We start from the raw sequence: 23,069 nt of genomic DNA on the forward strand, positions 1-23,069 counted from the left end.
CAGTTAATAACAGATTTTCTAAAATTTTAGTTTCTTAGTTCAATTTAATCTGTTACATGCTAACGCCGGCTTTGCGTGCGATGGCCAGACCATCTTCTACACTCATATATTGAGCCGGCTGGATACAATCGCGCAAAACAATTTCTCCCTGGCTGAACATCACCAGTTCATTAACCGCCAGTTGTTGCCACTGCTCATTACAGGTAAGCGGTAATGTGGCAATTACTGCTACACGATCATGTGGTGTAGTAACCGCGGAAAAATCAATAGCCACGTCTTCATCTGCCAGAACAGCCTTACCAAAAGGCGCCTGCCGGATAATATAAAAAAGCAGGGTACTGGCATGGGCAATTAACCAGTCACCATTCGAAAGCATATAATTAAATAAACCATACTGACGCAGCTCACCAGTAATTTCTGCTATAGCATTAAATAAAATTTCCCGAGAAGGCTTGTGACGAAAGCGCTGGCGTAGCTGCTCAAGAAGATAGCAGAAGGCCTGCTCTGAATCCGTAGAGCCTACCGGGTTGAAATATTCACCTTCAGAAGGATTAAAACGGCGCAAATTGCCATTATGTGCAAACACCCAGTATTCTCCCCATAACTCGCGTACAAACGGATGTGTATTTACTAAGTGCACTTGTCCCTGAGTAGCTTTGCGAATATGGGCTATTACATTTTCCGATTTGATTTTATATTGCTGCACCAAATCCGCTACAGGTGAGCTGGCACAAGGCTTATCATCCTGAAGCAGTCGCACTCCGTGCCCCTCGAAAAAAGCAATGCCGAAACCATCTGCATGGCTGTCAGTCAGACCTCCCCGCAAACGAAAACCTTCAAAAGAAAAGACAATATCAGTAGGGGTATTGCAATCCATGCCTAACAACTGGCACATTTATTATTTCTCCTTAACTGAAGTTATCTAAGTATTATTAGCTGCTTATTTTAATATCAATTTTATAAATTTTAAAATATTAAGTATAAAAAAACAATGCCTGCTATTTTATTAACAGACATTGTTATTATAAACTAATATCGCAACTAAATTGATTTATAAATTGCTATGCTTAAAAATCCATAATTCTACATTTCAATATGAGAGAAATGAAAGTATAAATTATCTGAACCTAGTGGACGATCAGTTTTTCCATCCAAAGTACCATCGTAATATTTAGTTTTTGAAATTGACATTAAATTTATTAATGCATCAATATTTATATTGACGTCTTCATATGATTGATAATCGTGGGTTTTGTTACTATTTCCAATTGAAATCCCTGGGTATGATTGATTAAGTTTATGATTTTGAAAATCTGACTCGAAAAGATTTTCATTTAATTGCTCCTCTGGTTTTTTTTCTGGAAAAATTGATTTGGGAATATCATCAAAATATATTGTTTTGTCATCAAAAATATATTTATAGGCCTGATTATCTTCATTAACAAAAAAATTCTTAAGCATCACAGAATCATTTGTTCCATAAGCTTTTATTATCAGATCCTCCTCAATACGAGAAAACTCAACATTTTCAGAATGTCCACCCCTGAAGATTAATTCATTATTTACAATATTTGCATATTTATATTTATAATCTTTATCATAAATAATATCCTGACCATGACCTTTTTCAAATAAGTATGTATCTTTCTGATATTTCATTCCATACATTATATCGTTACCTTTCCCTCCATTGAAAAAGTTATAATAACCAGAACCATACAACTGATCATCGCCATCATAGCCAATCAAAATATTAGCATCAGCCCAACCTTTTATAGTTTCTGATTCAGAAGTTCCCAGGATTTTATCATATGGAGCACCATCATCATCATAAATTTCTTCATCTGTATTTTGTTCATTATCAAATTCATGTGAAATAAAACTATTTTCATCTTCACTTAAATTAGGATCAAACTGATGAGCATTTTGATTCCATAATTGATTAAGTAAACTATCTGCATTTTCACCGCTATTTTTTGTTAATTTTATTATTACATCTTCGAGATAAAGAGTTTTGTCATCAAATTTATAGCTAAATGCACGATGAAAACGGTCTTTGAAAAAATCGGTTAGAGTGACAGAATCGTTTTCTCCGTAAGCTTTAATAATCAGATTGTCTCCTATACGATTAAAAACAGCATTTTCACTATTACTACCCTTAAATATTAATTCATTACATTTAAAGTGTTCATTTATATCATCAAATCCTAAATCATTAATTATGTCTTGCCCATGATTTATTGTGAAAATATAATAATCTTTTTCCCAGTCTCCTCCCTCCATGTAATCATTACCTTCACCACCAATCAGAGTGTCATTTCCTCTGTTACCGTACAAGTAATCATTACCACTGCCTCCGTCTAAAATATCATCACCATCAATATCTTCCATAAAGTGTACGTTTTCAAAATTTCCACATAGAATATCATTACCATCACCACCATTGATTATGTCATTACCACATCCTCCATTTAAACTATCATCGCCGTCATAACCATTTAAAATATCATTGCCGTCATAACCCATAAAGTAATCATCATTTTTACCGCCTTCAAGATAATCAACTCCTCGCCATCCATTCAGAAAAGTATTATTTTCTGAAACTGTCTGAATCCAAGGCATTTGTGCGATATCATCAAGCGTTAGAGTCTTGTCATTAAAGATAAACTTAAAACTTCTGTTTGTAGGATAAGAAAAGAAATCAGCGATCGTGAGAGAATCATCTGTTCCATATGCATAAATAATTAAATCATCTCCATCTGTTCCGCCGCGTATAAATCTGGCCTGATTAAAAATAGCTCCCTGAAATTTTATTGTATCAATAAAGTCTTCAAAATCAGGATCAGCACTTTCCCATCCTTCATCATCTTCATCTGATTTACCTTCACCATAAATCACATCATGTCCATGACCTTTTTGAAAAATATACAAATCAGGACCTAAATCATCCCAAATAATATCATCACCTTTTCCTCCATCTACAATATCGTAACCACTTCCTCCGGTTAATTCATCATTACCATCACCACCATGCAGTTCATCATCACCATCACCACCGTATAGCTCATCTTCACCGTCTGAACCGTAGAGGATGTCTTTTCCTTTCCAGCCTTTAATTATCGATTTCTGATGATTATTATTTCTATCATAATCGATTTTATTTATATCTTCGAAATTCAGAGTCTTATCTGTAAAATTAAAAATAAAATTCTGATAAAGTTTGCCAGCAAAATAATTGGTAAATGTGACAGAATCTTCGGTTCCGTAAGCTTTAATTATCAGATCGACACCGGTACGACTGAACTTAGCCTGTGAATAACTGGCATTTTCAAAAATTACATTATTGGGATCTGTTTGTTCCCCCCGATCGTTAACAGTGTCATGTCCATGCCCTTTCTGAAAAATATATATGTCCTTTTCATAATCTCCGCCAGTCAGAATATCACTACCTGAACCTCCGATGAGTGTATCCTCTCCCAGTCCGCCATTTAAAATATCATCGCCATCTTCACCATATAAAATATCGTTACCATCTCCACCTTCAAGATCATCATTGCCTGCACCACCATGTAAAGTATCATTACCTGTATAGCCGTAGATGAGATCATTATTTTCTGTACCCCATATAATGTTGTCAGTAGAGTCTCCATCAATAATTTGATTATATTTTTGCGCAATGGTGTTAAGATTTGATGAAAGCAGATTGGACAAGGTCTGAGTTTTTTTATTGTCGGTGAATATAATCTGATCCAAAGGAAGACTATTCTTTCGACCATCAGTAAAACAGCCTATCAGATAAATAGCATCTCCAGGTATACTGGTATGGATTATTATCCCTTTTTCATATTGTGTAAAACTCAGTTGATCTAAATTATCTACTATGATAGCAGACTTACCACTATAATCCTCTATAGTGGTTATACCATCTCCGTTTTTGAAAATAAAAATATCATTACCCAGACCACCGTTCAGATAATCATTTCCTTTACCTCCGTAAAGCCAGTCATCTCCATCACCGCCAAATAATTTGTCATCGCCGCTACCGCCATAGATAACATCATCTCCATTATCACCTTGTAATAAATCATTACCGCCTCCGCCATAGATTGTGTCATTGCCATTACCACCGTAAATAACATCATCTCCATCGCCATTATTATCTATATCAAATTCATTAGATGCATCACCAATTAATTTATCGTCACCATCACCACCATAAATTAAATCGTTTCCGCCGCCTCCAAAAATAGTATCATCATCAGTACCGCCATCAAGGTAATCATTGCCATATCCACCATCTATATAATCGTTACCACTTTCTCCGAAAATCGTATCATTACCATTATTTTGCGGATGATGTTCTGATGCGTTTTCTTCCATATCTCCATATAATTGATCATTACCTTCACCACCATAAATCAGATCATCACCAAGCTGACCGAGAACCAGATCATCACCTGAACCGGCATAAATTACATCGTTATATTCATTATTTGTAGCGTCGATATGAGTATCGGCAGCCAGACTGAAATCACCTGCTATCTGATCATTTCCCTCACCACCATAAATAATATCGCATCCGCCACCACCGTAAATCAGATCATCGCCAGTACCGCCATCCAGCGTATCATTACCGTATCCGCCAATTAAAATATCATTGCCTGCACCGCCTGAAAGATAATCATCGCCAGCCATTACAGTGTTTAGCTGATAACCTGGCTGACAGTCATCTCCGTATAATGTATCGTTTCCTTCACCTCCAATAATCCAATCATCGCCTCCGCCCCCAACTAAATAATCATTTCCTTCGCCGCCATCAATGTAATCATTACCATGTACAGCGACGTTTTCATCTAGATTATCTCCACAAATTATATCATCGCCATTATCACCATAAAGTTCATCATTATCGGCACCACCAAAAATCAAATCATTATCTTCTCCGCCATGTATATTATCATTACCATAACCTCCATCCAGATAGTCATCGCCGTCATCACCCCAGATGTGGTCGTTACCATTTAGTTCGGAATGGCGACCGGCTTTATCTCCATCATCCCCCCAGATTTTATCGTTGCCAAAACCGCCATGCAGATAATCGTCTCCGCCGCCGCCAATTATTTCATCATTTCCTGCACCGCCATCAATGGTATCGCTACCATGATATCGGGCTTCCATATAGTCATCAATATCACCATAAAGGCTGTCATCACCATTCCCACCGATGATCACATCATTGCCGCCACCTCCGACTATTACATCATTGCCGTCTCCACCATCAATATAGTCATCACCATGATCAGCACCATCCAGTGAATTTAATAATCCATAACCAATAATACCATCGCCATATAAATAATCATTACCATTACCGCCAATAATATGATCATTTCCACCCATTCCAAAAACTGTATCATCCCCCTGCTCGGAAACCTCTGAATCTCCCTCAATATAATCATTCAGATTACTGCCTATAATGTGATCATTACCATCTCCTCCATAGAGAAAATCTCCACCTGTATCTGCTGCGTCATTAATGGCATTGGTGATCCCACTAGTGATCCTAGTATTTTCATAGCTAATATATACTCCCCAGTTAGGACCTGCATAAATAAGCTCTTTACCTAATGCCGGCATCTGCCAGCGTTCGCCGGGGCGATACCGATTTGATGCATTTAATTTGCTATTTGCATATATATAATCATTTCCATTACCACCTTTAATCGTATCTGATCCGCCTCCTCCGGTCAGCAGGTCATTACCATCACCACCAAAAATCAGATCATTACCGAAACCGCCATCAATGGCATCGCCACCACCCATACCATAAATTTCATCATCCTCATCTGTACCGTGAATTACATCCTCAAAACCATTTTCTTTTACACCGTTTACAATACTGCCGTCTGTATTGCGATTTTTCCAATTTGGATAATATAGGCCCGTTTTATTTTCATCCATATCAAAATAACCTTCTACTCGGATGATTTTAGTACGCCAGTCTCCTAGAATTTTATTTTTGCCGGTAGAGGAGGGATCCCCACCGCCGCTAAAAGAAATCCCCAGCTTGTTTCCATGCATGATGTCCCATTGTCTAATAGTAAGCGAATTATTTTTATCAGTTGATGACTGAATATTTAAGTCACCATTGTTTTCTAATTTTAGTCGCCATTTATCATCTTCAGACTGCCATAGATTTTTTGCTATAACTCGCCATTTATATTCAGAAAATTTTTTATTATTCAGATAGATTATGCCGTTACCATCATCGTCATAGATTTCATCCTTGCCATCTCCTGAATTAAAATAATAATAATCCAAACCATTGCCGCCGTTTAAAATATCATTACCTTTGCCGCCTGTTAAGATGTCATTACCATCACCTCCGTATAAATAGTCATCTCCCTCGCCACCATTAATGACATCATCACATTTATCACCAACAATTACATCAGCCATATCACCGCCAGAATATGTACCACTGGCTTTGTCTGAAAGCATCAGTACAACATGTCCGGGTTTGTTAATATTATTATCCGTAACCCAGCTTATTCCCGTATTCTGGTCACGAAAACAAATGACATCATCTTTACCAAATCCGTATGCGGCTCGAATGATTTCAATTAATTCTTTTTGTTGATTCAGAAGTTTGGATATTGACAGATTATTATTTACGGGAAGCGGTGTAGGTAACAGCGCATTAAGTGCATTCACCTGATCCTGTATGTAATTAAATAGCTCTACACTTTTGGCATATTTCATCTCTTGTATTATCCAGCAGCGGATTCTGATCCAATCTTCTCCGACATCTGCGATAGTGCATTCTTGTGGAGGAGAGTCTGGATTTAATACCACTACGGGATTTAATTGCATTAGTGCATGTAAATATTGTGATACTTTTTTTGTTTCCTGTTTACAGGTTAAATCCTGCAATATATTTAGTATTCTATCTGGAGAACCATCAATATATTCCAGTTGATATTTGAACTCATATATATCTGATAAGCCCATAACTGGTTTTCGGTGCCCGGTTTGAGAATCAAACACAAACTCTATACCTTTATCTAAAAAGTTTTTCTCATTAATAGAAGATATCGTTGTATTAAGCGTATCACTGATATTTTCATTTAATACTGCTGCAATAATCCATTTAGTCATATTTACTCCGCCGACAAGTTGCCAGTTATTGGTTAGCTGTTGTCGGGTGGACTGAGGCGTATTATGATTAGAAAAAAAATTACCTGTAATTTTTTCTTCAGACGTAACATAATTTTTATACGGAGAATGTTTACTGAGATTATATAAATTGTGATTTGCTGATTCAGCCATTACTTCTTTTATCGTTGATACGATATCAGTATCCTTACACCATTGTTGTGCCAGTTGTTGATCAGAAATGGAAATCCCTACTTTCTGATAACCTAGTAAATTCGCTAATTTATCTACTGCTGGATCAAAAATGCCAGTCATGCCAATTAAATCAAGCTTAATGCTATAAGTAGCTGCAATTGTTTTAATAATATAATCTGTTGGGACAGCTTCACCGGTAGATTTGTTAATATAAATATAACCTTTCTGAGCATCTTTCATTATTCCATATAACAGTAAACTGACTACTGGACCCTTCAAAAATTCTCCCTTAGTAGCACGTATATCTTGCCACATATTTTCTACAATTTGCTTACCATCAATAGTATAACCATTATTGTTTGATACAGATGCATTATTCTGAATAATTAACATCGGGGTATACAATGTCCAGTAACTGAGATCTAGATTGTTTTTTTTAAAAACCTCCTCATGAAAGATAAACATTTCTTGATACGTAATATCTTCCCCGCCTTGACCGTCATTTAACTTTTTTTGTAGCATAGCTAAATATCCCAAAGCCATGTCACGCCGTACACTGTCAATTCTGGCCTGAGTAAGAATTTGTTTATGATCTTTAGCTACAGTTTGCATAAATTCTAAGGCGCCATTTCCGGTAATGCTATCGCCTGTTGCTACACCAATTGCCCATGCTGCATAGTCATAACCTTTTTCTTGCAGTGTCTGATAAACTTCTCCTATTGCAGATAAATTACCAGTTTTAATTTTTTGGTACCATGAATTAAGTTGTTCTTTAGTTAATATTTGCGGTTGAGACATTTTTCTACCCTTTCATCAGTTGTTGACTTATAAAAAATCAATTAGTGTTTCTATATTTTGCCTGCCTGTTTTTTAATTAATTTGCCGTCATTTGTGACAATCCAGCTATTCAGAATAGCTGTTATGTTTTTTTCTGTTTGTTGCCAGAGTTTTAAATAAACACGGTTATAGCTTATATAAATTGTGACATGCATATTATTATCTATATAAAATAGGTGATAACAATACTGAACCTTACCTATAAAATCACATTTAATATAAGTCTTAATTTCACCATTCTTATTTTTCGAAATAAAAATATCCGGTCCTGAAGTATCTTCTTGCCAGGGTTTATTGGTACTGGGATCAATTCCATTATTGGCTTTCAAATAAATTAAGCCATATACCGGATCAGATTGTTCAATATAATTAAAATGGTAGACTTTTTTAGTTGCTTGTAAACTTTCTTCAAGTGCCAAATTGTAATTTCGAGGTTTATTGAGATCAACAATATTGTAAACAATAACATGCCCCCATGGAAAAGGTTTCATTTTAGGGATTAGTGTAATATTATCATGCATATAATCTGCATCTGTTTGTTCTGAGCTGGCTTTAACTGCTCCGTCAGTAAGTCGGTATTGAAAGCCAAAGCTTTCAATAGGCAGCTGATAGGTAACTGGCGGACGATTATACAGCTGTGCTTTTATGCTGCTATCAAAATCACCCGGATCGCCGATATAGCGAACCCAGGTAAAAACCACACCACTGGGAATGCTAACCGGTTTTCCGCCCAGATTACCGATAGAGTCATAACGACCAAATCTATCCTGATGGCGAATAGGGGCGGGTTGTTGCTGTACCACATTTTTTTCAGAGTGATTATTATCGGAACAGCCGGCTATCAGCCGCATGCAGTTTAAACAGACCAGCCTGAGGTGCAAATTGAATGAGTTTCTCATAAGCTGAACTTCCTTTGAAGACAAGGTACAAATTACCATAAATATAATTTAAAATAAACAGTAATATATACAAATATTAACACATATTGCTTTTATAATATTTAAGATTTATGATGTTCAGATCCAGGCTGTTTGCATAATATAGTTATTATTTTTATATTTTCCAATATGTTTTTTTATTAATTTACTTTCATTTGTAACTATTCAACTATTAAGAATATTTTTTTTTTTCAGACAAAGCTTTGAATAAATACGGCTATGGCCAATATTAAATATGATGTCAGAATTATTATCAATTTAAAATAAGTGTAATTAAAACTTAATTTAACTATAAAATCACATTATTAACCCTGATGGCGAACTGGGGGAGGTTGTTGGTATGTTAAATTTCTTTTAAATGTTTATATCGGTAGCAGATTTTCAGCAGCATACATATTAAACTAGTAAGCCTTAAATCCAATTTAAATTAGCTTTTTATCAACTGAATATTCTTAAAGATACTACAATAAAATTACTCTATATAAAAAATTGTATATTTAAATACTCAATATAGATATTTATTCATAGTAGAAATCAAATTCATAATTGTTTTATATTTGAGCGAATTAATTGTTTATTTTTGATCATTAATGAACTGATTAAATGAAAAATTGTTAAATATGTAAATAAAATAAAAATCTAACTTTGAAAGAAAAAAATTACCTGTCAGTTTAAAGCTGGCAGGTAATAATTAAAGTTAATTAAATCGGTTGACTAACCCCAATAGGCAGCAACATTTGCTTTTTGTATAAATTGCTGCATCTGACTGGCAATATCTGGAGAGTTAAAGTCGCAATCATTTGTAAATGCAGCCATGGCTTCAACCAGTTGTTGTATCTGATTTGAATTTATCTTTTTACCATCAGCAGTAATTACATTATAGTGTTGATAATCAGTATCTTCAAACCATGAAGTAACTGTTACCTGATCGTTTGTTCCGATATGACTGATAATCAAATCAGATCCATCCTCTCTGAACCATAATTCATTACTATTATATTCTGTAAATTCAAGTGAGTTGATGTCTTTAGGATTTACATCCCATTCTGTAACCGTATCCTGTCCATGACCAGCTTCAAATATATAACGATCACTTCCGCTTCCTCCATCAAGAAGATCATTTCCACTGCCACCGATTAAAATGTCGTTACCTTCATCTCCTGTAATATCATCATCTCCAGCATCTCCATAGATAATATCATCACCTTCATCTCCGAAAATAGTATCATCACCTGCACCCCCGTAAATAATATCATTTGTTTCGTCACCCAGGATGTAATCATCATCGCTGGTACCATTAGTTGGTAGGTTTTTAGGAATATCAATACTTGATATAGTACCATCTTCAAATATCAATCTGTAATCCTGATAATATTCAGCATAAAAGAATTTTTTTAATCTAATTGAATCATTACTGTTATATGCATGAATAATTAAATCATTGAATTCACGGTAAAATTGGATATTATCTTTTTGAGCACCTTTAAATATCAGTTCATTGGTTAAGGCTCCATCTTTAAGAGTACTATTTTCACCTCCATCTTCGATGGTATCCTGACCATGACCTTCTTCAAAAATATAGATATCCTTACAATCTTCAGAACCAATCATGTAATCGTTACCACGACCACTAATCAGAATATTATATTCACCGTTTGCAATCAGAGTGTCATCACCATCACCGGCATCTATGAAGTTATATTCATTTTCTCCAGATAATCTATCATTACCATTGCTGCCGATTAGCTGATTATACAATTCACCGGTTTCCGAATTTTCGCCTGATAAAACATCACCGGGTTTTGAAGCAGTCTGTATACCCTGAGAAATGAAATTATCAAGTATCTCTGCCATGCTTTCACCACTTTGCTCTGACAGTTTCTGCGCAATACCACTAATATCCAATGTCTGATCCTCAAAACAAAAGATAAATGCCCGATGGAAAGCATCTTTAAAATAATCTTTTAGTCTGACACAGTCATCATTTTTGTATGCATAAACTAATAAATCTTCTCCGTCACGTTTGAATACTACATCAGTGCTTTTAGCCTCTGTAAATTTGAGCTGATTGCTCTGGGATAAGAATGGCAACTGATCGTAGCCCTTATCTTCTATAATGTCTTGCCCATGACCTTTATGAAAAATGTAAGAATCACTTTCCCAGTCACCGCCAGCCAGATAATCGTTGCCGGCTCCTCCAATCAGGGTGTCGTGTCCACCACCTCCATAAATTTCATCGTCTCCGTTACCACCGTCAAGATAGTCGTCGCCATCCCTGTTAGCATCAGGATAGTAATTTCCTCCATAGAGAATATCATTACCATCTCCTCCGTAAATAGTGTCATTACCCATTCCTCCGTTCAAGTCGTCATCACCATCATAGCCATAAAGAATGTCATCACCGTCGTAACCAAACAAAATATCTGCTTTTGAACTACCTTTGATAATGTCAGTTCCCAGCCAGCCTGTATAAGCATTAAATAAGGGATTATATGGAGTTTCAAAAGGCATATGACTAATGTCATTCAGCGTAATTGTTTTATCCTGAAATATAAATTTATAGTTTCTATATCTATTGTTGTCTTCCGGATTAGTAGGATCAATGAAAAAATTACGTAAAGTGACTGAATCTTTTTCGCCATAAGCTTTAATAATCAGATCATTTCCGGACCTGATAAATGCAGTATTAACCGAATTTGAATCTTTGAAAATTAATTCGTTAATTTCATTTTCAAAATTTTCTAATTGTTTTTGCTCATCAGATTCTTCATAGTATTCCAGAGTATTATCCGGGCGGCTTGCAAAGCCAATATCTTCAATAATATCTTGTCCGTGACCTTTCTGAAAAATATAACGATCTTTTTTATTATCTGTACCTTTCAGAAATTCATTTTTTGAAGTGCTAACAACAGTATTAACGGTTGATGTATTTTGAGATTGGGGCATTATTATCTCCTAAATGTAATCATTTCAATATAAAATAAAATTATTCTGATCATATTTTGTATAATATTAATATGATCGCCATATATTTACTGCTCATAATGAATTTGATTATCTATATGCTTCTCCTTTATAAATTAAAAAATATTTTTATTAGTAATAGAATATAGAATTAATTATAATTTTATATTCTAGGATATTGTGACAATTTAATTTTCATCTCTCGAAAGAAAATTATACTGTATCAAAGAGTTAAAAAGTTAATATAAATCAAATATTGTCTTTAAATTTGATTTATATTAACTTTTTAATACAGGTTATTGAAAAAAGAAACCATTTCCAAATAAAAAACACCCGCAAGCTATTGAATGGCAGGGGTGTTTATACAAAAACAAGCAGAGCTAAATCTATTAATTAATCTTATATGGCAGCTAAGTTTACATACGAATTAAACTACAGCATTTAGTTGATTATTTCTGGATTAAAACAGGTAGAGGAAGAACAATTATACTTATTTATTCAAATATCAGTTATATTTATTTCATTGGTATTATAATATCCAGATAAAGCATTAATTAGTTATCTGAGCTGAGCTGCACCTATTTGTTTGTATCGGAAGTTGTGATATTAAAATGTTAGGTAATTGAGCCTTATGAACTAATGTTTATTTAATCTGAGGTATCTATGTGATTAATGATTAATTCATTAGAATTTAAGCTAAACAAAGTTCATTGCTGGCGCAGCCGGAGACAAAGATGGTTTTTATATTATCAGGAAGAATGGTATTTTCTACTATTTCATCCAGCCCGGATCCTGCTATAAAAAGTAGATGTTATTTTTGGTTGTTCCCAGAGAGAATTAAGACTCTTACCTTCAATCAGGATACAATTATTATTATTTCTATATATGACAATCATTGCCACTTCTGCAAATTGATAGTTACTTAGTTGCAATAATAGTATTCATATTTTATGCATTTTTGCTTTTAATATTGTTTTTAAGTTAAGTATGTATATTTATAAATAGTTTATTACAGTGTTATAGTTAATTTTTGGGTTGAAATTATTAAATGATAATTAAAATTTAATTTATATATATCTGAGTTTAATTTTATATTTTTGGTATAAACTGATTTGTCAGGTCAAATATATATTAATGCAAACGCAAATTTCTTTTACTTGATTTTTGGTCGGATGAGGCCATATTGTCTGATTATTTTGCCGGGATTGGAATGATGACAGAAAATAAGATGGTGCAAGCAGATCAGTTAACGAGGTTTATGTTTGATGACTGTCCTGTACGTGGTCTGCATGTGAATTTGCAGCAGGTATGGCGGCATGTGGCAGCAAATAAAGTTTATCCTAAGGCAATTCATCAAGCTCTGGGTGAGCTGACTGTGGCTGCGGTATTGTTGGCCAGTAATCTGAAATTTGACGGTAATCTGATAGTACAGGTGCAGGGTAAGGGCATTTTGAAAATGCTGGTAGCGGAAGCCACATCGGCAGCAACCTGCCGAGCAACAGCACGCTGGGATGAATCTGCTGTCATTGATGACAATATGACACTGGTAGATTTGCTTGGTGAAGGAGGAATGTTTGTACTGACTTTGCAGCCCTCTCAGGGTGAATCCTGGCAGGGTATGGTGGAGCTTAGTGGTAGCAGTATTGCTCAGATGCTGATGAATTATATGGCGCGTTCCGAACAGCTGGCTACGTATATTATGCTTGCTGCGGATGATGAGCATGCCAGCGGTCTATTACTGCAAAAGTTACCCGAACAAGATATAGATGAAGATAGCTGGACAGAGTTATCAGCTTTATCTGAGACACTTACAGCGGATGAGTTGTTGCGGCTGGATGTGCAGACATTGTTATACAGGCTGTTTCATGAGCATGAGCTAAGGGTGTTTACACCACAGAATGTTGAATTTTCCTGTACCTGCTCGCGCGCTAAGGTTGGTGATATGCTGCTATTGCTTGGCGGGCAGGAAGTAGGTGAGGCTGTAGCGGAGCAGGGTAGTATTGAGGTGAACTGTGATTTTTGTCATGCACGCTATGTATTTGATGAGGCAGATGTGAATTCTTTGTTTGGTACTGATATTGTGGCTACTGCGCAGGAGGAACTGGCCGCACGTCAGCTTAATCATTAAATGTACATTTATAAAAAATAGCCGGATAAATGTTATCCGGCTATTTTAATGGCTAATACTGATTAAATTCTGATTTAGTGCTGCATCAATGTTTCGATTTCTGCGGTAGTTTTAGGTACAGAAGCAGTGAGTACTTCATTACCGGTTTCTGTAATCAGAACGTTGTCTTCAATGCGGATACCAATATTATGAAATGCCTGAGGTATATCATCTGCTGCGCTGATATATAAACCAGGCTCTATGGTCGTTACCATTCCCGCCTGAAGCAAAATAGGCTGTTCATTGCTGTCAAAACGGCCACCAACATCATGAACATCCAGTCCGAGCCAGTGTCCGAGCCCATGCATATAAAAACGCCGATAAGTCTGAGTTTCAATATTCTGTTCGAGACTGCCATGGAGGATGCCCAGATCAATCAGCCCCTGGGTTAGCATGCTGATGGCTGTAGCACTGATATTCTGCCAATTTGCTTGTTTTACAGTAGAGGCAATGCTCGCCTGGTTAACAGCCAGTACTATATCGTAGATATCTTTTTGTGCACTGCTGAAACGCCCGCTGACGGGAAAGGTGCGGCTAATATCACCAGCATACATCTGGTATTCGGCACCTGCATCAATCATGAGTAAATCATTTTGCTGCAACTGACAGTTATTGCTGACATAATGCAGACAACAGGCATTTTTGCCCCCGGCAACTATGCTGTTGTACGATGGATAGCGTGCTCCGCGTTGCATGAATTCATGCAGAATTTCTGCCTCTACCTGATATTCATACTGACCGGCACGAGTAGTCTGCATGGCACGAATATGAGCTTGTGCGCTGATTTCTGCGGCAATGCGCATGATCGACTGTTCATGTTTATCTTTGATAAGACGCATCGGATCAAGGATGCTGGCCAGATTTACCAGGCTGTCAGGTGCAATCGTACTGCCATTAGCACTGCGATAATTGGCTATACGGGCAACTTCATACCATAATTCAATGAGCTTAGGGTCATTTTCAGGATATAGTCCCCACAATGCGAAGAGTCGTCGGTGACCAGTCAGTGCTTGTTTAAGCAAAACCGGCCACTGGTTGATATCATCGGCTGAGTCGAAAGCAAATTGCTCTCGTGCAGCTGTATAACCATAACGGAAACCGTTCCAGATTTCGTGTTCAGGGTCTTTATTGCGGCACAGAAGAGTGGAAGTGTGTTCACGTCCATTCAGTATCAATGCTGCTCCGGGCTCAGGAAAACCGGTCAGGTAATGAAAGTAGCTATCCTGTCTGAAGGGGTATTCTGTGTCATTACTGCGGCGTTGTTCCGGAGCGGCAAACATAATGGCAATGCCATCTTCGCCGATTTTATTCAGTACAGTCTGACGGCGTTGCTGATAAACGGTAATATCCATTTTAATATTTCTCCCTGCTGATGTTGCGGCGAGCTGTTTGTATTTGACGAGCCAGCCAAAGTGCCAGTGCGGCACCGATGAGATCGGCCATTGCATCCATTATATCGCCCTCACGTTTAGTGAACAGCGCCTGAATGATTTCGCTGGAAGCAGCCCAGATAATGGCAGTTATAATTAACAGGCGTAGCGGAATTGTGATGCCGGCACTGAAGCAGGATTTGGACAGGAACCAGAATTGGCCGAAAAATAAGCCAAAGTGACAGATTTTATCAAATTGCGGAATAGGTACTGGATTACCGCTTGCTTTGAAGAATAAAAAATACAGGCTGGCCAGAAACCAGATGGCGGCAAGGAACAGCCATTTATTCATCCATGATGATTTCATAATGAGTCTGTTTCAATTAGCCATTGCTGACACAGGGTAGCCAGACGGTTAAATTTACTGCCGCGCTGTTGAAACAATTGTTGCCATAATTTTACTGTATGTACATCTGGTGCTTCATCAAGGCTGCATTCGTTGAGCCAGAAATCTAAAATTTCAGCGCATTCACCGGCAGAAGCTGTTTGAAAAAGTTCGGTTATAGCTTGCATGAATCAATGGTAATAATATGCTGTTAATGATAAAAACGGACTGAGTAACAGTCCGTTTTATGTTTATTCAGTTTCCAATACGGCTGTAGTATAAACGTTCTGAACATCATCAAGATCTTCAAGTGCGTCTAATAAACGCTGCATTTTTTCAGCTTCTGCTCCTTGCAGAACGGTTTCATTAACTGCACGCATGGTTACTTCGCCATCGGCCGCGTGCAAACCCGCTGCTTCCAGTGCTTCTTTAACACTGCTGTACTGATAGGGCTCGGTGATGACTTCTTTAGAACCATCTTCCTGTACGATAACGTCTTCAGCACCTGCTTCGAGAGCAGCCTCCATCAGAGTATCTTCATCTACTTCCGGGCTGAAAAGTAAATAGCCCTGATGAACAAACTGAAAAGCTACTGAGCCGTCTGTACCAAGATTGCCGCCATATTTGGTGAAGGCATGGCGTACATCGGCTACGGTACGGGTTTTATTGTCGGTCAGGCAGTCTACCATTACTGCCGCTCCGCCAATGCCATAACCTTCGTAACGCAGTTCTACATATTCAACACCTTCAAGATTACCTGTACCTTTATCTATTGCCCGCTGAATATTATCTTTGGGCATGTTGGCATCAGTGGCTTTATCCATTGCCAGACGCAGGCGTGGATTGGCATTCGGATCGCCACCGCCCAGACGGGCTGCAATGGTAATTTCTTTAATCAGGCGGGTGAAGATTTTGCCGCGTTTGGCATCCTGACGACCTTTACGATGCTGGATATTGGCCCACTTACTATGTCCTGCCATTTTAAATTCCTTATTGCTGTGTTGATTTTACGTACCAAAACAATGCCAAAGCTGAGCGCTTTGGCAAGTTTTAATACCATCAAATAATTGAAATATGGTATTAATTTTACCATATTGCTCTTTTATTGAGTAGATTCTATCCGGATAGTATAAACGGCGGGTAATCTGGATTACTGTTTGCCTGCTGCGGTTTGCCAGTATTTGAGCCATGCCTCGCAGCCGGCATGGATAATGGTGCAGGTTTCTGTAAAATTACCGCTGAAATAAGGGTCTGGTACGTAGTCATATTCGCTGTCTGGTAATAAATCGGTAATTTTGTAGACTTTATCCGGACGGCTACACCCAAAAATACGGGATAAGTCTTGCAGGTTTTTATCATCCATAGCAATAATATGATCGTAAATGGCAATATCCTCCGGCCTTACTTCACTACTTTGAAAATCATTAGTACTGATTTGTTTTGCATGCAAAATTTCTTTGGTGCCTGAGTGCATGTCTTCACCATTGTGCCAGCCGGAAGTGCCAGCGCTGGCAATTTCAATCTGTTCACTCAGACCTTTTTTTGTTACTAGGTCGCGCAGAATGTATTCTGCCATGGGAGAACGGCAAATATTACCCAGACAGACAAATAATACTTTAGTTGCAGCCATCAATGACTCCGTGGGAAAAGTGGGTTATGCCCGACCATATTGATAGATTGGGCATAATTAGGCAATTGGGCCTGCGCACTGATTGGTTCATGTAACAGACGAATATTTTCAACATTGCACTCAGCCAGAAGATCAATGAAATTTTGTATTATGCTGTCAATGTTGTCTGCCTGTGTCAGCGGCCAGCGGAAAATTTGTGGCTGAAGTTCAAATACACTGTCGGTTGCGTTGAAACCAAATAATATATTCCCGCCTTCCTGAGCAGCAATAACTACGCCAACTCGTGGACTTTGCAGGCGAATCGCCCGGATAGCATTAGTCGTAAAGACATCACAGGCCATTCGCAGACGCATGGCACTGCCAGAGCGTAAGGCGTTTAATGGTGATTGTGGCGCAAGTGGGTTGATAAACAACGTAGCACCGGCTGTAGCCAGATGAGTTTGCCAGACTTGCATGAGCGGCAGGGCAGTATCTGCCAGATTGCAGTTAAGGGCAGACTGAATGCCTGGTCCGGAAAAACCAAGGGCATAAAAAACCTGTACTGATTGTCCGCTTTCAACTATCAGTGGTGTTTTAGGTAACTGACCGAGAAAATCTGCGGCCATTTGTTGATTTTGTTTAGCAGCATACCATTGACTGGCTTTGATATGGGGCAGGGTAGTATCACTCACAAGATGAGATGCCCATTGAATTTTATTCCATTCATCAGACCATGGACGGTTTTTGAAGATTTCAGCAATGGCTTCTGCGGGTATACTGTCTGGCAGAGAGATATTTTCTTTAGCACCACCTACTATTATCACGGGCAAGGCCAGCCATTGTACTTCTGTCTGATTACGTGCTTGTAATACAGTTTCCATACTGTTCCACAGTGCATTGTAAACATCACTATTGGCAGCCATAGCCAGTGCTACAGAAAGGTTGGTATAGTGATTTTGTGCCAGCATACGGCTGATTTCAGTTTGCAGGCTCTCACGGGCAAGGGTAGTTTGTGCTTTTGATGTAGGTGTTACTAGACTAGCTGCATGCAGCAGCAGTTCGTTTTTAACCTGATCGGTAGGAAATGCGCGGGTATCAGGCAAACAATGATGGGTGTTCATGACGTTTGATCGGTTTTATTTAGTAGGCTTAGTAAATATTCTATTGTAACAAATTAGCTTTGTCTGAAATGTATATACTGATATTTGTCTGATATTTTGTGCTTGCGGCAAAAGCTGTACAACAAGCAAACATATGACTATCCGGCTTGAAACTGAAATGTGCTGCCCATATTTTAAATTAACAACAATCATATATTTGGGCTTTTGAGAAAATTATGAAACAGACACACAGTTTTCAGACTGAAGTAAAACAGTTGTTACAGTTGATGATTCATTCTTTATACAGCAATAAAGAAATCTTTTTGCGGGAACTGATTTCCAATGCTGCCGATGCGTGCGATAAATTGCGCTTTGAGTCTCTGAATGATGCTTCTTTGCTGGGAGATGATGCAGAATTCAGGATTAAGGTTACTGCTGATGCAGAAGCTAAAACCATTACTGTATCTGATAATGGTATCGGTATGACTGAAGCCGATATTATTGAACATCTGGGCACCATTGCTAAATCCGGTACCAAAGCATTTCTGGAAAAACTGACTGGTGACGATAAAAAAGATGCTAATCTTATTGGGCAGTTTGGTGTTGGTTTTTATTCTGCATTTATCGTGGCTGATAAGGTAACTGTTGAAAGCCGCAGGGCAGGTGCTGCTGAAAATCAAGCTGTACGCTGGGTGAGTGCTGGTGACGGCGAATTTACTGTTGAACCGATTAGTAAGTCTGCCCGTGGTACAGATGTAATTCTGCATCTTAAAGATGATGAAAAAGATTTGTTGTCTGACTGGACTCTGCGCCGGATTGTAACGACTTATAGTGATCATATTTCTGTGCCGATTTATATGAAGAAAGCGCCTGAATATGATGAAGAAGGTAATGTAAAAGTTTCAGATGAGCTGGAAGTGGTTAATCAGGCTCAGGCTTTATGGCAGCGGCCGAAAAATGAAATTACCGATGAGCAGTACCAGACTTTCTATCGTCATGTATCACACGATTATGATGATGCTTTAGCGTGGACACATTTTCGTGTGGAAGGACGGCATGAATACACCGGATTGCTGTACATTCCGAAACATGCACCATTTGATTTATATGAGCGTGAACCTAAGCATGGTGTACAGTTATATGTAAAACGTGTATTCATTATGGATGATGCGAAAAAGTTGATGCCTTCTTATCTGCGTTTTATTCGCGGAGTGATCGACAGCAGCGATTTGCCTTTGAATGTATCCCGTGAAATTTTGCAGGAAAGCCGTGATCTGGATGCAATTCGCTCTGGCAGTGTTAAAAAAGTATTGTCTCTTTTAGAAGATCTGAAGAAAAATCAGCCGGAAAAATATACAGAATTCTGGCAGGTATTCGGTAATACACTGAAAGAAGGTATTGCTGAAGATTTCACAAATAAAGACAAAATAGCCGGTTTATGCCGGTTTGCCTCTACGCATAATGATAGTAGTGAGCAAAATGTTACCTTGACTGATTATATTGGCCGGATGAAAGAGGGGCAGGAAAAAATTTACTATATTACTGCCGATAGTTATGCTGCTGCCAAAAATAGCCCGCATCTGGAAATTTTCCTGAAAAAAGGTGTTGAGGTATTGTTGCTGACTGATCGTGTGGATGAATGGGTGGTTAACAGTTTATCTGAATTTGACGGCAAGGGTTTGGTAAGTGTAGCCAAGGGTTCACTGGACTTAGGTAATCTGGCTGATGAGGAAGAAAAAGCAGCTCAGGCTAAAACAGAAGAAGACAACAAGGAACTGGTAGAGCAGATTAAAACTGCTCTGGGTGATAAAGTTGAGGCTGTTCGTGCCACTGCCCGTTTGACAGAAAGTCCGGCATGTCTGGTTGTTGGTGAGCATGATATGAGCCAGCATCTGGCAAGAATGCTGGAAGCTTCCGGTGCAGCCGGTCAAATTCCGCAGACCAAACCAACATTGGAAATTAATCCGGATCATCCTTTGATTAAAAAAATTGCTTCTGAACAGGACGAAGTACAGCGCAATGAACTGGCTGAGCTGGTATATGATCAGGCTTTGCTGGCTGAAGGCGGTAAACTGGAAAATCCGGCGGCATTTGTAAAACGCATGAATCATTTATTGCTGACACTAAATCAGTAATATTGTTTTTATCAGACCAAAAGAGCTGCTTTCATAAAAGCAGCTCTTTCAATTCATTAATAAAAATTTTAAACAAAATGTTCAAACATTCTTAAAAATAATTATTTATATTATAATTAACAACTTTTTGTAAAAAATGAAGTTTTTTGGTTTTAGCATACTTATAAATTATTTATGGATAATAATAGTATTTAAAAATTATGTGATTCTTCCGATATGGCACTTAGTGAAGCATGGCTGTTTGGATTTAAGTTCTATGAAGAAAATGGATTACCTAAATTTAAACCCACTGAGCAGTTTCAGAAAAATTATAATAATTTACCGTGTGAATTAAAGTTTAAGTTAAATAGAAATATATTGGCATTTTTGGTCCATGGTATTTTTTTATATTTAGATTTGTGGCGTAAAGCTATTTCAATGACATTCTGTTTAATGATGCTTTATTTTATTATAGCGATGTTTATTCTGTTTAAACCTTCTACTGGTATTAGTGTGGGCGACTTTTCAGCCAGAATGTTTTTTTGGATTTCGGGTTAATTTTCTTATTACTTACATAAAGTAAAAAATCTAAAACTTTCAATATTTTTGAAGGATTATATTAAATAATTTAATAATCTAAACAATTTCTAATTTCTAAAATGACTATTTACTGAATCTCAGTAAATAGTCATTTTATTATCAATATGAAAATATATTTTTTAATATATAAATTTTTATCTGGCTCGGATTTTTCCAGTCTGATATTACAAATGGCATTCTATTAATTTAATAACAGCATCAATGCCCGCTGGCATTGATGCTGTGAGGGTATATACACTTAGTATTTATTTATTTATTTATTTGTACTTTTTATGGTATATTTGAATAAAATATGCCAGAATTAAAAATGCCAGAAAAGGCACGCCAAATAATAAAGTAGCATGGAATATCGGGGTAAACCATGTGGTAATCATGATGCTGATTATGGCCAATAAACCGGCTATAGTGACAAATGGAAAACCGGGTACACGAAATTTCAGTTTTAGCTGCATCCGCTGCATTCGGATGCGAAAACACAGATGTGTCAGAAATACAGCCCCCCAGCTGAATAATGCACCAAACATAGACAAAGCTATCATAACCGGAAAAGCCGTTTCCGGATTTAAAATATAAACCAGTGCGGCGACAGCGATACCGGCAGAGGATAAAGCCAGTGCATTCAGTGGTACGCCATTACTTTTTACTTTACCGAATATTTGTGGTGCTTCGTTAGCACGAGACAGGCTGAACATCATACGAGTGGCAATATAGAGCATACTGTTCATGGCTGAAAGTGCAGCAACAATGACAATAAAGTTCAGAATACTGTCGGCAAATGGTATACCTACATTTTTCATTACGCTGACAAACGGGCTGGTGCTTCCTTCTTTAATTAATTCCTGCCACGGTACCAGCATGACAATCAGACTGAGTGCAAGCAGATAAAATATCAATAGCCTTGCAAAAGTTCCTTTAAACGCGGTTTTAACTGCCTGTTCAGGATTGGTGGTTTCACCTGCAGCTATAGCGATCATTTCAATACCCAGATAGCTGAAAATGGAAATAATCACACCGGTCCAGATACCGGAAAATCCATGCGGAGCAAAACCGCCGCTAAACATGTTTTGTTCAATTCTGCTGATACTGCTTTGCGTTAGTAATACACTGATGGCCAGTACAATAAATACGATAATGGCAAAAATTTTAATGGTGGAAAACCAGTATTCAACTGAACCGAAAGCTTTGACACTATAGGCATTAACGCCGATCAGGCAGCATGAAAACAGTGCAATCCATATCCATGAATCAATCTGTGGAAACCAGAATTTCATGTATTCAGCAATGGCAGTGACTTCTGTACCCACAGCCAGAACAATACAGGCCCAGTAACTGTAACGCACCAGAAAACCAGCCAGAGGATGCAGATAAAATTCTGCATAAGCACCAAAAGAACCCGAAGTAGGGTGCTGCACAGTCATTTCTGCCAGACATCCCATTAAAGCCAGTGCAATCATGCCGCCCAGTGCATAACTGATGATAACAGCAGGGCCGGCAAAGCCAATGGCAAATTTGCTGCCTAGAAATAAGCCGGTTCCTATTGCTCCGCCAATGGCAATCATGCTCATCTGACTGGCGGATAGCTTTTTGTGTAATCCTGTTTCCCGAGACTGAATACGCTCGAAATTACCCATCGTT

14 protein-coding genes are annotated in these 23,069 nt (G+C 37.7%); 3 read left to right on the forward strand and 11 right to left on the reverse strand.

Annotated features, from left to right (window positions below; genetic code table 11):
• Positions 1 to 52: 52 nt before the first annotated feature.
• The 4 genes from H3V01_RS01555 to H3V01_RS01570 all read right to left on the reverse strand — a co-directional run bounded on the left by H3V01_RS01555 (position 53) and on the right by H3V01_RS01570 (position 12,071).
• Positions 53 to 895 carry a class II glutamine amidotransferase gene (locus H3V01_RS01555; protein WP_100125261.1) on the reverse strand — a complete coding sequence of 281 codons (843 nt, stop codon included), beginning with the start codon at positions 893 to 895 and terminating at the stop codon, positions 53 to 55.
• Between the two features lie 188 nt (positions 896 to 1,083).
• Entirely contained in the window at positions 1,084 to 8,148 is a 7,065-nt protein-coding gene (locus H3V01_RS01560) for a calcium-binding protein (protein WP_198185793.1), read from the reverse strand.
• A gap of 50 nt (positions 8,149 to 8,198) precedes the next feature.
• Positions 8,199 to 9,086 (reverse strand): hypothetical protein, encoded by an 888-nt coding sequence (locus tag H3V01_RS01565; protein WP_198185794.1) that lies wholly within the window; start codon positions 9,084 to 9,086, stop codon positions 8,199 to 8,201.
• A gap of 753 nt (positions 9,087 to 9,839) precedes the next feature.
• A complete protein-coding gene (locus H3V01_RS01570) occupies positions 9,840 to 12,071 on the reverse strand; it encodes a calcium-binding protein (RefSeq protein WP_198185795.1) in 2,232 nt (743 codons plus the stop codon).
• A gap of 1,231 nt (positions 12,072 to 13,302) precedes the next feature.
• Between H3V01_RS01570 and hslO the strand changes: the two genes are divergently transcribed.
• Complete coding sequence (hslO, locus tag H3V01_RS01575; RefSeq protein WP_198185796.1) at positions 13,303 to 14,217, forward strand: Hsp33 family molecular chaperone HslO; 915 nt, start codon at positions 13,303 to 13,305, stop codon at positions 14,215 to 14,217.
• A 74-nt stretch (positions 14,218 to 14,291) separates the two neighbouring features.
• Here hslO and H3V01_RS01580 read toward each other — a convergent pair whose 3' ends face one another.
• From H3V01_RS01580 to H3V01_RS01605, 6 genes are all read right to left on the reverse strand, one after another.
• The gene (locus H3V01_RS01580; protein WP_232332573.1) at positions 14,292 to 15,704 is read right to left on the reverse strand and encodes an aminopeptidase P N-terminal domain-containing protein; all 1,413 of its coding nucleotides are present in this window, start codon (positions 15,702 to 15,704) and stop codon (positions 14,292 to 14,294) included.
• Entirely contained in the window at positions 15,610 to 15,993 is a 384-nt protein-coding gene (locus H3V01_RS01585) for a VanZ family protein (RefSeq protein WP_198185797.1), read from the reverse strand. The genes H3V01_RS01580 and H3V01_RS01585 overlap by 95 nt, the downstream gene beginning before the upstream one ends.
• Complete coding sequence (locus tag H3V01_RS01590) at positions 15,990 to 16,199, reverse strand: hypothetical protein (protein WP_025330322.1); 210 nt, start codon at positions 16,197 to 16,199, stop codon at positions 15,990 to 15,992. The genes H3V01_RS01585 and H3V01_RS01590 overlap by 4 nt, the downstream gene beginning before the upstream one ends.
• A 63-nt stretch (positions 16,200 to 16,262) precedes the next feature.
• Entirely contained in the window at positions 16,263 to 16,991 is a 729-nt protein-coding gene (locus tag H3V01_RS01595) for a YebC/PmpR family DNA-binding transcriptional regulator (protein ID WP_198185798.1), read from the reverse strand.
• Between the two features lie 170 nt (positions 16,992 to 17,161).
• Positions 17,162 to 17,641: a low molecular weight protein-tyrosine-phosphatase gene (locus H3V01_RS01600; RefSeq protein ID WP_198185799.1), complete on the reverse strand. Its 480-nt coding sequence runs from the start codon at positions 17,639 to 17,641 to the stop codon at positions 17,162 to 17,164.
• A complete protein-coding gene (locus H3V01_RS01605) occupies positions 17,641 to 18,741 on the reverse strand; it encodes a conjugal transfer protein (RefSeq protein WP_198185800.1) in 1,101 nt (366 codons plus the stop codon). Before H3V01_RS01605 ends, H3V01_RS01600 begins: the two co-directional genes overlap by 1 nt.
• Positions 18,742 to 18,956: 215 nt before the next feature.
• Here H3V01_RS01605 and htpG point away from each other — a divergent pair, with 215 nt between their 5' ends.
• Together htpG and H3V01_RS01615 are read left to right on the forward strand one after the other, a co-directional pair.
• Positions 18,957 to 20,855 carry a molecular chaperone HtpG gene (gene htpG, locus H3V01_RS01610; RefSeq protein ID WP_198185801.1) on the forward strand — a complete coding sequence of 633 codons (1,899 nt, stop codon included), beginning with the start codon at positions 18,957 to 18,959 and terminating at the stop codon, positions 20,853 to 20,855.
• Between the two features lie 216 nt (positions 20,856 to 21,071).
• A complete protein-coding gene (locus tag H3V01_RS01615; protein WP_198185802.1) occupies positions 21,072 to 21,392 on the forward strand; it encodes a hypothetical protein in 321 nt (106 codons plus the stop codon).
• Between the two features lie 299 nt (positions 21,393 to 21,691).
• Here the strand turns inward: H3V01_RS01615 and H3V01_RS01620 are convergent, their stop codons facing one another.
• On the reverse strand, positions 21,692 to 23,065 hold the full coding sequence (locus tag H3V01_RS01620) for an amino acid permease (RefSeq protein WP_198185803.1): 1,374 nt from the start codon (positions 23,063 to 23,065) through the stop codon (positions 21,692 to 21,694).
• Positions 23,066 to 23,069: the final 4 nt, after the last annotated feature.

This window comes from Snodgrassella sp. M0351 (assembly GCF_016100575.1).
GTDB lineage: Bacteria > Pseudomonadota > Gammaproteobacteria > Burkholderiales > Neisseriaceae > Snodgrassella > Snodgrassella alvi.

Coding starts and splice junctions, on each gene's coding strand:
- H3V01_RS01555 (WP_100125261.1), bottom strand. CDS start 895: ATGTGCCAGTTGTTAGGCATGGATTGCAATACCCCTACTGATATTGTC.
- H3V01_RS01560 (WP_198185793.1), bottom strand. CDS start 8,148: ATGTCTCAACCGCAAATATTAACTAAAGAACAACTTAATTCATGGTAC.
- H3V01_RS01565 (WP_198185794.1), bottom strand. CDS start 9,086: ATGAGAAACTCATTCAATTTGCACCTCAGGCTGGTCTGTTTAAACTGC.
- H3V01_RS01570 (WP_198185795.1), bottom strand. CDS start 12,071: ATGCCCCAATCTCAAAATACATCAACCGTTAATACTGTTGTTAGCACT.
- hslO (WP_198185796.1), top strand. CDS start 13,303: ATGACAGAAAATAAGATGGTGCAAGCAGATCAGTTAACGAGGTTTATG.
- H3V01_RS01580 (WP_232332573.1), bottom strand. CDS start 15,704: ATGCAATGGCCGATCTCATCGGTGCCGCACTGGCACTTTGGCTGGCTC.
- H3V01_RS01585 (WP_198185797.1), bottom strand. CDS start 15,993: ATGAAATCATCATGGATGAATAAATGGCTGTTCCTTGCCGCCATCTGG.
- H3V01_RS01590 (WP_025330322.1), bottom strand. CDS start 16,199: ATGCAAGCTATAACCGAACTTTTTCAAACAGCTTCTGCCGGTGAATGC.
- H3V01_RS01595 (WP_198185798.1), bottom strand. CDS start 16,991: ATGGCAGGACATAGTAAGTGGGCCAATATCCAGCATCGTAAAGGTCGT.
- H3V01_RS01600 (WP_198185799.1), bottom strand. CDS start 17,641: ATGGCTGCAACTAAAGTATTATTTGTCTGTCTGGGTAATATTTGCCGT.
- H3V01_RS01605 (WP_198185800.1), bottom strand. CDS start 18,741: ATGAACACCCATCATTGTTTGCCTGATACCCGCGCATTTCCTACCGAT.
- htpG (WP_198185801.1), top strand. CDS start 18,957: ATGAAACAGACACACAGTTTTCAGACTGAAGTAAAACAGTTGTTACAG.
- H3V01_RS01615 (WP_198185802.1), top strand. CDS start 21,072: ATGGCACTTAGTGAAGCATGGCTGTTTGGATTTAAGTTCTATGAAGAA.
- H3V01_RS01620 (WP_198185803.1), bottom strand. CDS start 23,065: ATGGGTAATTTCGAGCGTATTCAGTCTCGGGAAACAGGATTACACAAA.